This is a genomic window from Micromonospora acroterricola (genome assembly GCF_003172955.1).
GTDB lineage: Bacteria > Actinomycetota > Actinomycetes > Mycobacteriales > Micromonosporaceae > Micromonospora > Micromonospora acroterricola.
This window is the reverse complement of the sequence record NZ_QGKR01000158.1, coordinates 1-15,503: the sequence shown is the minus strand read 5'-3', so window position 1 is coordinate 15,503 and position 15,503 is coordinate 1. Positions and strand designations below refer to the sequence as shown.

The following is a 15,503-nucleotide window of genomic DNA, read 5'->3' as shown; positions in this document are numbered from 1 at the left end:
CCGCCCCACGGCGGTGGGGGCCGGCCGGAGGACGGCAGCGTGGATGAGGGCGGGGAGCGGGACGTGAGTGACGAGGCGACGCGGGAGCTGACCACGGTGTCGGCGGTGGCCGGCGGGACGACCCAGGTCTCCGACGAGGTGATCGAGAAGATCGCCGTGGCGGCGGCGCGCGCGGTGCCCGGGGTGGCCGAGCTGGGTGGGGACGTCGCCCGGTTCTTCAACTCGGTCCTCGACAGGGTCGGGCTGGACCAGGTGGGCGACGCGCGGCGGGGCTGCTCGGCCCACGTGACCGGGGACGCCGCCGTGGTCAACCTGGTGCTGGTGATCCAGGCCGGTCAGCCGGTGCCGGAGATCACCGGGCAGGTGCGGGCCCGGGTCACCGAGGCGGTCGAGGCGTACGGGCTGCGGGTGGACGAGGTCAACATCCGGGTCGACGACGTGGCGATGGGCGGGCCGGCGGCGCCGGTCGGCTGACCGTCGGCGCAGCTCAGGTTACCCACCGGTACGACGTTACTTAGCGATCGTTCAGGCCAGGGCTCTACACTCGACGTGCAGTCGAGGACCCAAGGAGGAGCCCTGCGCATGGACGCCGACGAGATCGACGCCGGACGGGCACGCTGGCAGGCCCGGTACGACGCCGCGCGCAAGCGCGACGCGGACTTCACCACGCTCTCCGGGATGCCGGTCGACCCGGTCTACGGGCCGCCGGAGGGCAGCGCGTACCCGGGCTTCGAACGGATCGGCTGGCCGGGCGAGTACCCGTACACCCGGGGTCTGCACCCGACCGGCTACCGCGGGCGGACCTGGACGATCCGGCAGTTCGCCGGCTTCGGCAACGCCCAGCAGACCAACGAGCGCTACAAGATGATCCTCGGCGCCGGCGGCGGTGGCCTCTCGGTCGCGTTCGACATGCCGACCCTGATGGGCCGCGACTCCGACGACCCCCAGGCGCTCGGCGAGGTCGGCCACTGCGGCGTCGCGATCGACACCGCCACCGACATGGAGGCGCTCTTCGACGGCATCGACCTGGCCGGCGTCACCACCTCGATGACCATCTCCGGCCCGGCCGTGCCGGTCTTCTGCATGTACCTGGTCGCCGCCGAGCGGCAGGGCGCCGACCTGTCCAAGCTGGACGGCACATTGCAGACCGACATCTTCAAGGAGTACATCGCGCAGAAGGAGTGGCTCTTCGACCCCGAGCCGCACCTGCGCCTGATCGGCGACCTGATGGAGTACTGCGCCCGGGAGATCCCGCGCTACAAGCCGCTGTCGGTCTCTGGCTACCACATCCGCGAGGCCGGCTCGACCGCCGCCCAGGAGCTGGCGTACACCCTGGCCGACGGTTTCGGCTACGTGGAGCTGGGGTTGAGCCGCGGGCTGGACGTCAACGTCTTCGCGCCCGGCCTGAGCTTCTTCTTCGACTCGCACCTCGACTTCTTCGAGGAGATCGCCAAGTTCCGCGCCGCCCGCCGGATCTGGGCCCGCTGGCTGCGCGACGTCTACGGCGCCACCAGTGAGAAGGCCCTCTGGCTGCGGTTCCACACGCAGACCGCCGGGGTGTCGCTGACCGCCCAGCAGCCGGTCAACAACGTCGTACGCACCGCCGTCGAGGCCCTCGCGGCGGTGCTCGGCGGGACCAACTCGCTGCACACCAACGCGCTGGACGAGACCCTGGCGCTGCCCACCGACGAGTCCGCCGAGATCGCCCTGCGTACGCAGCAGGTGCTGATGGAGGAGACCGGCGTGGTCAACGTAGCCGACCCGCTCGGCGGCTCCTGGTACGTGGAGGCGCTGACCGACAAGATCGAGGCCGAGGCGGAGGAGATCTTCGCCCGGATCAGGCAGCTCGGCGGCGAGGGGCCGCACCAGATCGGCCCGATGACGTCCGGCATCCTGCGCGGCATCGAGGACGGGTGGTTCACCGGGCACATCGCCGAGTCGGCCTTCGTCTACCAGCAGGCCCTCGAAAAGGGCGACAAGAAGATCGTCGGCGTCAACTGCCACACCGGGACGGTCGCCAAGGAGCTGGAGATCCTGCGCATCTCGCACGAGGTGGAGCTGGAGCAGCGCCGGGTGCTGGCCGAGCGCAAGAGCGCCCGGGACGAGGCCGCCGTCCGCGCGGCGGTCGCCCGGATGGTCGACGTCAGCCGTACCGACGAGAACATGATCCCGGCCATGCTCGACGCCGTCCGCGCGGAAGCCACCCTCGGCGAGGTCTGCGACGCCCTCCGCGCCGAGTGGGGCACCTACCGGGAACCGGCCCGCTTCTGAGCCCGTCCCCCGACCCTCCCGTCGATCGTGCGCTCGCTGCCCCGACAGACGCCGCAGAGGCGCCTCACGGAGGCAGAAAGCGCACGGTCGCGGGGTCGGGGACGCCGCCGGACGGTGGGGGTGAGAGTTGCAACGTCGGAGTTGCGGGTGAGCGGAGATCGCGGGCTCACGTGCGAGACTAGGTAACCATGAGCGACCCACGGATCACCTCGTCGATCTTCACCCGCGGCGCGGTCGACCTCAGCACGCTGCGCGGCCCCGCACCAGCCAGTACCCGCCCCGGCACACCCCCGCAGGGCGGCCCGGCCGCCGGCAGTCCGGGCGCGCCGAGCGCCGGCGCCAACGCCGCCATCGTCGACGTCACCGAGGCCACCATCCAGGCCGACGTCCTCGAACGGTCGATGGCCATGCCCGTCATCGTCTTCTTCGGCGCGGCCGGCTTCCCGGAGAGCGACGACTTCGCCCCGGTGCTGGAGCGGCTGGCCGCCGAGAGCGGCGGCACGTGGGTGCTGGCGCGGGTGGACGTGCAGGAAAACCCGCGGATCGCCCAGATGTTCCGGGTCCAGGGCATCCCCATGGTCTACGCGGTGGTCGGCGGCCAGCCGATCGACGCCTTCTCCGGCGTGGTCCCCGAGGCCCAGCTGCGCCAGTGGATCCAGGCGGTGCTCAAGGCCGGTGGCGTGGCCGTCGCCGAGCCGGAGGACCCGCGCCTCGACGAGGCCGACGACGCGCTGATGAGCGGTGACCTGGACGCCGCCGAGCGGGCGTACCGCAAGATCCTGGCCGACTCCCCGGCGGACGCCGCCGCCGAGGCGGGCCTGGCCCAGGTCGGGGTGGCCCGCCGGGTCGCCGGCGCCGACCCGGCTGCCGCGCTGGCCGCCGCCGAGAGCGCCCCGGACGACGTGGCGGCCCAGTTGCTGGCCGCCGACATCGAGGTGCTCAGCGGCATGGCCGAGCAGGCGTACTCCCGGCTCGTCGGTCTGGTCCGGCGCACCGCCGGCGAGGACCGCGAGACGGTCCGCCAGCACCTGGTCTCGCTGTTCAGCATCGCCGGGCCGGACGACCCGGCGGTCGCCTCGGCGCGCCGGGCCCTGGCCAGCGCCCTGTTCTGAGTTCGTAGCACGCCAGCGCGGGCCGGCGTTCCGGCCGGCCCGCCCGACCACCGAGGACGGGAGCTCATGATGCGCCGGATCGCCGTCCTCGACGCGCCGACAAATCTCGGTCTGCGGCCGCCGACGTCCACCTCGGTCCCCGGCTGCGCCAAGGCGCCCGGCGCGCTGCGCGACCACGACCTGCTGGCCCGGCTGCGGGCCCGTGACGCCGGCTGCCTGACCGCACCCCGGTACGACCCGGGCGACTGGCGGCCCGGCGACGGGGTGTGCCACGCCCGGGAGATCGCCGACTACTCGCTGGCGCTCGCCGAGCGGATCGGCTCGATCATCGACCGGGGCGAGTTCCCGGTCGTGCTGGGCGGCGACTGTTCGGTGCTGCTCGGCTCGGCGCTGGCCATGCACCGCCTCGGGGAGGCGGTCGGCGGGCGCATCGGGCTGGTCTTCGTGGACGGGCACTCCGACTTCCGGCACCCCGGCAACGCCTCCTACGTGGGCGCGGCGGCCGGCGAGGACCTGGCCCTGGTCACCGGGCGTGGGCAGGCCGACCTGGCCGCGCTGGAGGGGCGCCGGCCCTACTTCCGCGACATCGACGTGGTGGTGCTCGGCATCCGGGCGCAGGACGAGTACCGCCTCGACCTCCAGGCGGCCGGGATCGTCACCCGGCCGGTGCCGGCGCTGCGTGCCGAGGGCGCCGCCCGGACGGCCCAGTGGGCGCACGAGCAGCTCGCCGACTGCGCGGGCTACTGGGTGCACATCGACGTGGACGTGCTGGACCCGGCGGTGATGCCCGCCGTGGACGCGCCGGACCCGGGCGGGATCGCCTTCGCCGAGCTGGAGATCCTGCTCGCCGGCCTGGTGGACACCCCGCACTGCCTCGGCGTCGAGCTGACCGTCTTCGACCCCGACTACGACCCGGACGGCTCCTACGCCGCCGAGATCGTCAACACCGTCGTGGCCGGCCTGGCCCCGGTCACCGCCCCGGAGGCGGTGCCGCCCCGCCTGCTGTCGGCCCGGCCGACACCCACCGCGCGCCGCGGCAACGGCCGCCCCGCGGTCGCCCCGGAACAGCCCGACCGATCGCGTCCGGCGTCCCGCGACGAGGCGCAGTTCCGTGGTGCGGCCGCGCTCGACATCCCGGTCGCCGCCGGTTCGCCCGCCGACACCGGGCCGTCCGGCGTCCGCCCGTCGGCGGGCCGGCTGCCACGCGTCGTCCCTGCCCCTACCGAGCCGGAGCCGCCCGGCACGCTCGCCCCGACGCACCCGGACCCGCTCGGCACGCTCTCCCCGGTGCACCCTGAGCCCGGCGGGACCCTCGCGCCGGTGCACTCGGAGCCGGTGGGCGTCGCGACCCCGGTCGAACGGGAACCGGTCGGCCCACCCGCATCGGCCGGCCCCGGCCTGCTGCGCCGACCCGCGGACACCACCGACCACCCCAACGCCGACACGGCCTAACCCCACCCCACCCTCACCGGAGCCGGAGAGGGTGGGGAGAGTGGGCTCGGGGCGGATCAGCGGTCAGCGGGCCGGGAGGGCCCGCAGGAACCGTTCGGCGATCGGGACGGCCGAGGCGGTGCTGGCGCCGCCCTTCTCCACGAACACGGCGAACGCCACGTCGCCCCGCCAGCCCACGAACCAGGCGTGCGTGTGGGCCGGGTTGTTGTCGTACTCGGCGGTGCCGGTCTTGCCGTACACCTCGCCGCCCGGCACGTCCCTGAGCGCGCTGCCGGTGCCGGCGGTGACCACCTCGCGCATCATCGTCCGCAGCGCCTCGACCGACTGCGGCTTGAGCGGTCCGTCGGTCGTGGCCGGCTTGGCCGGCGCCGGGTCGATCAGCAGCTTCGGCTGGATGAAGGCACCCCGGGCTACCGTGGCGGTGGCACCGGCCATTGCCAGCGGGCTGACCAGCGTGGTGCCCTGCCCGAACGAGGCGGCGGCCTGTTCGGCGGGGCTGCCACCCGTCGACACCTTGCCGGTGAAGGCGTCCGTGCCGAGGTCCCACTGCCCCTCCAGGCCCAGCGCCCGGCCGGCGGCCGCCAGACCGTCGCCACCGAGCTTCGGCGCCAGCGCGGCGAACGCCGTGTTGCAGGACTTCGCGAAGTCGGTGCGGAACGGCACCGAGCCGAGTTCGAAGTTGTCCGAGTTCTTGAACGACCGACCGTCCACGGTGAAGGTCTTGGGGCAGGCCACCGGGCCGTCCAGGGTGACCGCGCCCCGGTCCAGCAGGCCCAGCGTGCTGACCATCTTGAACGTCGAACCCGGCGGCACCTGGGCGTTGAAGGCCAGGTTCTCCCCGGCGGGCCCGGGGCCGTTCGCGGCGGCGAGCACCGCACCGTCGCTGATCCGCACGGCCACCAGCGCGGACCGGCGCGGCTCGGCGCGCAGCGCCCCGTCGGCCGCGTTCTGGGCGGCCACGTCCAGGGTGGTCTTCAACGGCTGACCCGGCTGCGGCTCCCGGCGGAAGAGTTCGGTGCCGGTGGGCGCCAGCTTGCCGTCCTCGGCGGGGCGCTCGACCAGCACGGTCAGGCCCGGGGCGCCGCGCAGCCGCTCGTCGTATCGGCCCTGCAGACCGCCGTGCCCGACCAGGTCACCCGCGGCGTACCGGTCCGGGTGCGCGGCGAGGTCGTCGGCCTGCGCCGGGTCGACCGAGCCGAGCAGCGCGCGGGCGAACTCCCGGGTCGGTGCCAGGTCGAGCTTGTCGGCCTGGAACTTGGTGCCGGGCAGGTCGTAGATCCGGGGCTTGATCTGCCGGTACGCGTCCTCGCGCAGCGTCACCACCTCGACGAAGGCGCCCGGCTCGGCCTTGGAGACCCGCTGGGGCAGGTCGGTCAGGTCGACCGCCGGGACCAGCGCCGGGCGGATCGCCTTGAAGGCCGCGTCCAGGTCCTTGACCAGCTTCCTGATGTCGGTGACCTCGCTCGGCTGCACGCCGACCCGGATCACCGGGCGGGGTGCCACGATAGGCTTTCCGGCGGCGTCCAGCAGCCCGGCCCGGGGGCCGGTGTCGCGGCGCAGCGCCATCCGATCGCCCTTGGTGAGCTGTTCGTGCACCACCCGGGGCTCCCAGATGACCTGCCACTGGTCGTCGTCGCCCTGGGTGAGCCGCACCTCCCGGTCGTACGCCCAGCGGGTGTCGCCGGGCAGCGTCCACTCCACGTGGACGGTCGCGGTCGCCGTGTCGGCGGTGACCTTGGGCTCGCCCCGGCGGGTCAGCGTGGGCGGGGTGGCGGCCAGCTCGCCGGACAGCTCCTTGATCTCGCGCATCACGTCGGCGGACGGCAGCTTGCCGCCGGTCGTGTCGACCAGGCCGACGGCCTGGAGGTCGCCGCCGCGCCAGCCGGCGAGGAAGGCGTCGACGTCACGCTGCGGCCCGTCGTCGCCCGAGCAGCCGGCCAGGACGCCGGCGGTGAGCACGCTCGCGGTGAGGGCGGCGACCCACCGCCGATGGTTCGGCCGGTGGGGCCGGGGGTACGACAGGAGCATGGACGGGTCCTTCCGATCTCGGAACTGCCCCGCAACGGTAGTACGCGAAGGCCGTCCCCAACGTCCCGTGCTGCCGCCCGACGTGCGGAAAGACGGACCAGGCCGGTGTGATGAACATCGCGAGGCGGGGTATCCCGCAACCGGCCAACCTCGGACCCGCAACGGGTGAAAGGACAAAGTCCCGATCCGGACGTCCGGCCAGTGGTCCACCGACGAAGGCGCAGATCGGTAGGCCTAGGCTGGGCGGCAGAGTGACCCACAACGCGGTGGGTCGAGGGGAGTGGCACCGATGGACCGGCGTCCGGCGATCAAACCGGAACCCGACCTCCGGCAGGATGACTCCGGCCGGGACGACGACAGCTTCGATTCGGCGACCGACGGGGACGGCTACGGCCGGCTCGACACGGGAGTCACCGGGCTGACCGGGTCGAGCATCGACACAATCTACGATCTGGGCCTGCCGACAGAGGCGTTGGCCGACGACGTGGAGGACGCCGAGCTCGACGAGCCGGTGCCCAACGCGGAGCGTCTGGTGGCCCAGGCCGTCGCGCTCGCCGGGGACGACCACGACGTGGCGACCCTGGTCGGCCGTTTCTGGCGGTTCGCCCCGGACGAGGAACTGGTCGGCTTCACGGCGGAGGAGATGCTCGACGCGGCCCGCGCCCACCGGGACCTCGCCCAGCAGCGGGTGCCCGGCGAGCTGAAGCTGCGGATCCACGAGCCGCACGCGGACCAGCACCACACGGTCGTCGAGATCGTCACCGACGACATGCCGTTCCTGGTCGACTCGGTGACCGCGCTGCTCAACTCGTACCACCTGGACGTGCACCTGCTGGTGCACCCGCTGGTGGTCGTCCGGCGCGAGCCGCTGGGCCGCCTCACCGAGGTCTCCGCGGACGTGGAGCCGGACGACGCGATCGCCGGCGACATCGTCGAGAGCTGGATGCGGATCGAGATCGACCCGGTCCGGGACGCCGCCGAGCGGGAGCGTCTGCGCCGCGAGTTGCAGCGGGTGCTCACCGACGTGCGGGAGGCCGTGGAGGACTGGCCGAAGATGCGCCAGCGTGCCCTGGCCCTGGCCGACGAGCTGGCCGCCGCACGCACCTCGGACAACCGTCCACCGGTGCCGGAGAAGGACATCACCGACTCGGTGGAGCTGCTGCGCTGGCTCGCCCAGGACCACTTCACCTTCCTGGGCTACCGGGAGTACCGGTTGGTGGACGCCCCCGGCCCGGAAGGCGCCGCCCCGGTCGACGGCAAGGCGCTGGAGGCGGTGCTCGGCACCGGTCTGGGCATCCTGCGCTCGGACTCCCCGGAGGCCCGGTCGCTGTCGTCGATGACGCCGGAGGCCCACGAGAAGGTGCTGGAGAAGCGCCTGCTCATCATCACCAAGGCCAACTCGCGGGCCACCGTGCACCGCTCCGCGTACCTGGACTACATCGGCTTCAAGATCTTCAACGAGGCCGGCGAGGTGATCGGCGAGCGGCGCTTCCTGGGGCTGTTCTCCACCGCCGCGTACCGGACCAGCGTCCGGGAGCTGCCGGTGGTGCGCCGCAAGGTGGCCGAGGTGCTGGACCGCTCCGGCCTGAGCCGGCGCAGCCACTCGGGCAAGGATCTCATCCAGATCCTGGAGACGTACCCGCGCGACGAGCTGTTCCAGATCAAGACCGACGACCTGTACCACGCGGTGATCGGCGTGCTGCGGATGGCCGGCCGCCGGCAGCTGCGGGTGTTCCTGCGCCGCGACGCGTACGGGCGGTTCATCTCCTGCCTGATCTACCTGCCCCGGGACCGGTTCACCACACAGAACCGGCTACGGATGCAGGACATCCTGCTGCGTGAGCTGAACGGTGTCGGGGTGGACTACACCACCCGGGTCACCGAGTCGATGCTGGCCCGGGTCCACTTCATCGTCCGCACCGACCCCACCCGGCCGCCCGGCGACATCGACGCCGACCTGCTGGCCGAGGAGCTGGCCGACGCGACCCGGCTCTGGGACGACGACTACCGGCTGGTGCTGGAGCGCAAGCTCGGCGACGAGCAGGCCAAGCACCTCTTCGCCCGGTACGCCGACGCGTTCCCGGAGGGCTACAAGGACGGGCACACGCCGTACGAGGCGATGAAGGACCTGGCCAAGCTGGAGCTGCTGGAGGAGCCCGGCCAGCTCGAGATGCACCTGTTCCGCAAGCAGCTGGCGCCCCGGCCCGGCACCCGGGTGCCCGGTGCGGACCTGGCCGAGGCGATGGACGTCCGGTTCAAGGTCTACCGGTACGGCGAGCCGATGATGCTCTCCGCCGTGCTGCCGGTGCTGCACTCGCTCGGCGTCCGGGTGGTCGACGAGCACCCGTACGAGGTGGACCGGATCGACGGCCGGGTGTACCTCTACGACTTCGGCCTGATGCTGCCCGAGGGGCACCACGAGCTGGCCGAGGTGCGCCCGCACGTGGAGAACGCGTTCGCGGCGGCCTGGCGAGGCGAGGCCGAGGTGGACCGGCTCAACGAGCTGGTGCTGCGCGGTGGGCTGACCTGGCGACAGGTCGTGGTGCTGCGGGCGTACGCGAAGTACCTGCGGCAGGCCGGCACGGTCTTCTCGCAGGACTACATGGAGCAGACCTTCATCGCGTACCCGAAGCTCGCGGCGCTGCTGGTGGAGCTCTTCGAGACCCGGTTCGCGCCGGGCGAGATGAGCACCGAGCAGCGTCAGCAGCGCAGCGGTGAGCTGGTGGAGACGATCCGGGGCGCGCTGGACGACGTGGCCAGCCTCGACCAGGACCGGATCCTGCGCTCGTACCTGACGCTGATCGAGGCCACCCTGCGGACCAGCTTCTACCAGAGGCGCGCCGACGGACGGCCGAAGGCGTACGTGGCGTTCAAGCTCGACCCGCAGGCCATCCCGGACCTGCCGGCCCCGCGGCCGAAGTTCGAGATCTTCGTCTACTCGCCCCGGTTCGAGGGCGTGCACCTGCGGTTCGGGCCGGTGGCCCGGGGCGGGCTGCGCTGGTCCGACCGCCGGGAGGACTTCCGCACCGAGGTGCTCGGCCTGGTCAAGGCGCAGATGGTGAAGAACACCGTCATCGTGCCGGTGGGCGCCAAGGGCGGCTTCGTGCTCAAGCAGAAGCCGGGCGACCGGGACGAGGCGGTCGCCTGCTACCAGGAGTTCGTCGGCGCGATGCTGGACGTCACGGACAACATCGTCAGCGGGCAGATCGTGCCGCCCGACGACGTGGTCCGGCACGACAGCGACGACCCGTACCTGGTGGTGGCGGCGGACAAGGGCACGGCCACGTTCTCCGACATCGCCAACGAGATCTCGGTGGCCCACAACTTCTGGCTCGGTGACGCGTTCGCCTCCGGCGGATCGGCCGGCTACGACCACAAGAGGATGGGCATCACCGCCCGGGGCGCCTGGGAGTCGGTCAAGCGGCACTTCCGGGAGTTGGGCCTGGACACCCAGACCCAGGACTTCACCGTGGTCGGCGTCGGCGACATGTCCGGCGACGTGTTCGGCAACGGGATGCTGCTCTCCGAGCACATCCGGCTGGTGGCCGCCTTCGACCACCGGCACATCTTCCTCGACCCGGACCCGGACGCGGCGACCTCGTACGCGGAGCGTCGGCGGCTGTTCGACCTGCCCCGCTCCTCCTGGGAGGACTACAACCCGGAGCTGATCTCGGCCGGTGGCGGCATCTTCCCGCGTACCGCCAAGTCCATCCCGATCACGCCGCAGGTCCGGGCGGCGATCGGTCTGGACGACGACGTCACGCAGATGTCGCCGCAGGAGTTGATGAAGGCGATCGTGACCGCGCCGGTCGACCTGTTCTGGAACGGCGGCATCGGCACCTACGTCAAGGCGTCCAGCCAGACCAACGCCGAGGTGGGCGACAAGTCCAACGACGCGATCCGGGTGGACGGGCGCAGCCTGCGCTGCCGGGTGGCCGGCGAGGGCGGCAACCTGGGCTGGACGCAGCTCGGCCGGATCGAGTACGCGTTGACCGGTGGTCGGATCTACACCGACTTCATCGACAACGCGGCCGGGGTGGACACCTCCGACCACGAGGTGAACATCAAGATCCTGCTGAACACCGCGGTCGCCGACGGGGAACTGACCACGGCCGACCGGGACAAGCTGCTGGCCGAGATGACCGACGAGGTCGCGGAGCTGGTGCTGCGGGACAACTACGACCAGGCTCGGGCGATCAACAACGCCCAGGCCCAGGCCGCCTCGCTGCTCCCGGTGCACCGGCGGATGATCAACGATCTGGAGCGCTCCGGTGCGTTGGACCGGGCGCTGGAGGCGCTGCCACCGGACGAGGAGCTGGCGGTCCGCAGCGAGTCCGGGCTGACCGCGCCGGAGTTTGCGGTGCTGCTCGCGTACGTGAAGATCGTCCTTGAGCGGGAGATCCTCACCGAGGGGTTGGCCGACGAGGAGTGGACGACCGAGGTCCTGGTCAACTACTTCCCGACGCCCATGCGTGAGCGGTTCGCCGACCGGATGGGCCGGCACCGGCTGCGCCGGGACATCGTCACCACCGTCCTGGTCAACGAGGCGATCAACCGGGGCGGCATCTCGTTCGTCTTCCGGGTGGTCGAGGAGACGGCGGCCAGCGCCGCCGACGTGATCCGGGCGTACGTGGTGGTCCGCGAGGTGTTCGGGCTGCGCGAGCTGTGGGACGCGGTGGAGGCGCTCGACAACAAGGTCTCCCCGGAGCTGCAGACCAACGTCTACCTGGACACCCGCCGGCTGCTCGACCGCGCGGTGCGCTGGCTGGTGACCAACCGGCGCTCGCCGATCGACGTGCCGGCCGAGATCGCCCGGCTGCGGGACGGCGTGGCCCGGCTGCTGCCGGGGCTGGAGGACCTGTTCTACGGCAGCGAGCGACAGGCCATCGCGGCGCACATCGACTCGATGACCGGGCGCGGGCTGCCCCGGGAGCTCGCGGAGCGGGCGACCCGGCTCATGTACAGCTTCGGCCTGCTGGACGTGGTGGAGACGGCGACCCGCAGCGGTCGGGACGTCGGCGAGGTGGCCTCGGTCTACTTCGTGCTCTCCGACCTGTTCCGGGTCGACTCGCTGCTGTCGAAGATCTCCCTGTTGCCGCGGGAGGACCGCTGGCAGACGCTGGCCCGGATGGCGCTGCGCTACGACCTGTACGCCGCGCTGGCCGCGCTCACCGCGGAGGTGCTCGACTCCACCCCGAACGACCTGCCGCCGCACGAGCGGGTGCAGCAGTGGGAGCAGTCGAACGCCACGTCCATCCACCGGGCCCGCCGGGCGATGGGGGAGTTCGACGAGTCGCGGGCGGATCTCGCCGCCCTGTCCGTGCTGCTGCGCCAGATCCGCACCCTGGTACGGACCTCCGCCGCCGCCTGAGGCACGCCGCACGCGGTCCGGCCGGTCGGGTTTCCCCGACCGGCCGGACCGCGTTCGTGATCGCGGGTCACTCCACCAGGGTGGCGAAGACGACCACGTTGTCCGGGTAGCTCTTGGCGGCCTGGTCGAACTGACCGCCGCAGGTGACCACCCGTAGGCCGGGCCGGTCGTTCGGCCCGTACACCAGCTCGGTGGGGAAGGACGTCTTCGGGTACGACTTCACCGAGTCGACCCGGAAGGCGACCGCCCGGCCGTCCGCCCGGCGCACCGTGATGGTGTCGCCGGGAACGAGGGAACCGAGGTCGAAGAACACGGCCGGGCCGAGCTTCGCCGAGTCCACGTGCCCGACGATGACCGCGTTGCCGGTCTCGCCGGGGCTCGCGCCCGGCTCGTACCAGCCAGCCTGGTCGGCCTGCTCCAGCGGGGGGACCTGGACGGTGCCGTCCGGGTTGGTGCCCAGCGACATGATCGTCGCGTCGACGCCGATCCGGGGAATCTCGATGCTGGTCGGGGCGGACCGCGCCAGCCCGGCCGGCACGTTTCCCTCCCCGCCGGTCGGAGGGATGTCGGCGTCGGTGGCCGCCGGGCCCGTCACCTCGGGTCCGGCCTGAGCCAGCGGCTGCGGCGGGCGGGGGGCGGGCGTGTCCTGCAATGAGGCGCCGATCATGCCGGCGCCGACCATGGCCAGGGTGACGACGACGACCGCGCCGGCGGCGCGCCACGGTTTCCCGTGACGGCCGCCGGCCCGTGTCGTCGTCACGTCAGACGAGCGAACCATCGGTCCGCCGACGACGCATCAGCACGATCCCGCCCAGCGCGGCAGCGCCGAGCAGGCTCGCCCCACCGGTGGCCAGGCCACGGTCGGTGCCGGTGCTGGCGCCACCGTCACCACCGTCGACCCCGCCGTGCGGCAGCACGACGAGCTCACCCTCGCCGCACGAGCCCTTGAGCTCGTAGCGACCCGGGCGGGCGTCCTTGTCGACCTTGGCCTCGCCGTAGTAGACGAAGTCCCGCTTGTGCTCCCAGCGGTCCTCGTCACGGTCCTTGCCGTGGTCGCCGCGCTCCTCGCGGTCCTTGCCCTGCTCGCCGCGCTCGTCCGAGCCGTACTCGTCACGGTCCTTGCCGTTGTCCGAGCCGTACTCGTCGGAGCCGTTGTCCTTGGACTCCCAGCCCTTGTCCGAGCCGTTCTCGTCGGAGCCGTTCTCGTCGGAGCCGTACTCGTCCGAGCCGTACTTGTCCGAGCCGTACTCGTCGGAGCCGCGCTCGTCCGAGCCGTACTCGTCGTGGTCCTTGGAGTCCGAGCCGCGCTCGTCCCCGTACTCGTCGGAGCCGTTGTCCTTGGACTCCCAGCCCTTGTCCGAGCCGTACTCGTCCGAGCCGTACTCGTCCGAGCCGTACTCGTCGTGGTCCTTGGAGTCCGAGCCGCGCTCGTCCCCGTACTCGTGCGAGCCGTTGTCCTTGGACTCCCAGTCCTTCTTGTCCTCGTCCTTGCCGTCACGGCCTTCCTGGCCGTGCTCGTCGGCCTTCCAGTCCTTGCGGTCCTCGTCCTTGCGGTCCTCGTCCTTGCGGTCCTCGTCCTTGCGGTTCTCGTCGCCGTAGGCGTCGGCGGCAGCGCCGCCACCCTGGCCGCCGTTCTCGTCCTTGCCGTTCTCGTCCTTGCCCTTGTCGTCCTTGCCGTTCTCGTCCTTGCCGTTCTCGTCCTTGCTGTTCTCGTCCTTGCCGTTGTGGTCCTTGCCGTTCTCGTCCTTGCCGTTCTCGTCCTTGCCGTTGTGGTCCTTGCCGTTCTCGTCCTTGCCGTTCTCGTCCTTGCCGTGCTCGTCCTTGCCGTTCTCGTCCTTGCCGTGCTCGTCCTTGCCGTTCTCGTCGTGGCCGGAGTTCTCCTCCTCGCGCCACTCGCCACGGTCGTCGCCACGGTCGTCGTGCACCGGCTTGAGCTTGACCTTGCCGGTGACCTTGGACCACACGAACGCGTGCTCCTGGCGATCCGGGCAGATCTCGAGGAGCTTGACCTCTTCGCCGGCCTTGACGACGTGCGGCTTGGCGAAAACCTTGCCGTCACGGTCCTTGCCACCGTCGTGGTGCCCATCGGCGAACGCGATCCCCGGCGTGAACACCAGGAGCGACGCGCCGCCCAGCGCGGCGCCCGCAACGACCTTCCCCAGCATCTTCTTAGCCATGACCTGCGTCACTCCATCCCTGTTGTCCTGAGCCCGGCGACAACCGAGCTAAGACCGACGTTAGACCGTTTCATGAACTATGAAGGGAAAGATTCGCGTTTTGACCTTTACCACTGGTAAGCGGTGAACGGGTGGTACGTGGCTTTCGCCGCGTCGAGCGCGGGCCACGGCGTTCCACGCGGCCCGGGGCGTTACGCGCTCACCGTGCCGGCCCGCTGTGCTCGTCCGGTACCGGCGGCCTCGGTCCGCTCGTGTCGCTCGCGCCGACTCGGAGGTATCGTCCGACTCCGGTGACCAGGTCCGACGCCACGACGCATCGAGCCATTGCCATGGAAGCGCTCCCATGCAAGAATCGGCGCACGCGGTTCGGGGAGCCACACCGCGCAGGCAGGGAGTCGAGGGCAACCGGTCCGCCGGTCGACGTTCCCGCCGCCGACCGACCGGCCGCGTGCTGGTCGTCCACCACCACCGCCCGTCCGGGTCGGGCACCCCCGAAGAATCCCGTTGGCGCCGGCGGCCGTCCGTACAGGACGCCCACCGGGCCGTCTCGCCGGGCCGTACGCAGGCCCGGTCTCGCCCAAGGAGATCAGTGGCATGAATGTGTGGAGAAGGCTGTCCGGCCCACGCCGGACCCTCGCGCTCGCCGGCGCGGGCGTCCTGGTCGCCGGCGGGTTGGTGACGATCCCCGTCACCGCGGCACAGGCCGCGACCCAGTGCGACGTCGCCTACTCGACGAACGAGTGGCCCGGTGGCTTCACCGCGAGCATCACCCTCAAGAACCTCGGCGACCCGGTCAACGGCTGGACCCTCGGCTGGACCTTCCCGAACTCCGGCCAGCGGGTGCAGCAGGGCTGGTCGGCCGAGTTCACCCAGTCCGGCAGCCAGGTCACCGCGCGCAGCCTGTCCTACAACGGCAGCCTCGCCACCGGAGCGTCCATCAGCCTCGGGTTCAACGGCGCGTGGAGCGGCAGCAACCCCAAGCCGACGTCGTTCACCCTCAACGGGGTGACCTGCAACGGCGGCACGACGCCTCCGACCACCCCGCCGCCCACCACGCCCCCGCCGACGAACCCGCCGCCCGCGGGCTGGCCG

At 71.9% G+C, this 15,503-nt stretch carries 9 protein-coding genes; 7 read left to right on the top strand and 2 right to left on the bottom strand.

All coding sequences use genetic code 11. The features are described 5' to 3' along the window. The first annotated feature begins 63 nt into the window (after positions 1–63). From DKT68_RS09080 to DKT68_RS09065, 4 genes are all read left to right on the top strand, one after another. A complete protein-coding gene (locus DKT68_RS09080) occupies positions 64–474 on the top strand; it encodes an Asp23/Gls24 family envelope stress response protein (RefSeq protein ID WP_109817004.1) in 411 nt (136 codons plus the stop codon). A gap of 108 nt (positions 475–582) precedes the next feature. Then, positions 583–2,271, top strand: a complete 1,689-nt coding sequence (locus DKT68_RS09075; protein ID WP_109816975.1) for an acyl-CoA mutase large subunit family protein — start codon at positions 583–585, stop codon at positions 2,269–2,271. Positions 2,272–2,459: 188 nt separating this feature from the next. Continuing rightward, positions 2,460–3,383, top strand: a complete 924-nt coding sequence (locus DKT68_RS09070; protein ID WP_109816974.1) for a tetratricopeptide repeat protein — start codon at positions 2,460–2,462, stop codon at positions 3,381–3,383. A 66-nt stretch (positions 3,384–3,449) separates the two neighbouring features. After that, positions 3,450–4,835, top strand: a complete 1,386-nt coding sequence (locus DKT68_RS09065; protein WP_109816973.1) for an arginase family protein — start codon at positions 3,450–3,452, stop codon at positions 4,833–4,835. A gap of 63 nt (positions 4,836–4,898) precedes the next feature. On the opposite strand, the gene DKT68_RS09060 is transcribed toward DKT68_RS09065, so the two are convergent. Then, positions 4,899–6,863 carry a penicillin-binding transpeptidase domain-containing protein gene (locus DKT68_RS09060; RefSeq protein ID WP_109816972.1) on the bottom strand — a complete coding sequence of 655 codons (1,965 nt, stop codon included), beginning with the start codon at positions 6,861–6,863 and terminating at the stop codon, positions 4,899–4,901. Positions 6,864–7,152: 289 nt separating this feature from the next. Here DKT68_RS09060 and DKT68_RS09055 point away from each other — a divergent pair, with 289 nt between their 5' ends. Beyond that, the gene (locus tag DKT68_RS09055; RefSeq protein ID WP_109816971.1) at positions 7,153–12,234 is read left to right on the top strand and encodes an NAD-glutamate dehydrogenase; all 5,082 of its coding nucleotides are present in this window, start codon (positions 7,153–7,155) and stop codon (positions 12,232–12,234) included. A 67-nt stretch (positions 12,235–12,301) separates the two neighbouring features. On the opposite strand, the gene DKT68_RS09050 is transcribed toward DKT68_RS09055, so the two are convergent. Then, complete coding sequence (locus DKT68_RS09050) at positions 12,302–12,994, bottom strand: class F sortase (RefSeq protein WP_109816970.1); 693 nt, start codon at positions 12,992–12,994, stop codon at positions 12,302–12,304. Between the two features lie 145 nt (positions 12,995–13,139). Between DKT68_RS09050 and DKT68_RS32630 the strand changes: the two genes are divergently transcribed. Together DKT68_RS32630 and DKT68_RS09040 are read left to right on the top strand one after the other, a co-directional pair. Beyond that, positions 13,140–14,531 (top strand): pentapeptide repeat-containing protein, encoded by a 1,392-nt coding sequence (locus tag DKT68_RS32630; RefSeq protein WP_407940713.1) that lies wholly within the window; start codon positions 13,140–13,142, stop codon positions 14,529–14,531. A 474-nt stretch (positions 14,532–15,005) separates the two neighbouring features. Then, positions 15,006–15,503, top strand: a 498-nt coding sequence (locus tag DKT68_RS09040; protein ID WP_201748967.1) for a cellulose-binding domain-containing protein, incomplete at its 3' end; no start/stop codon positions are given.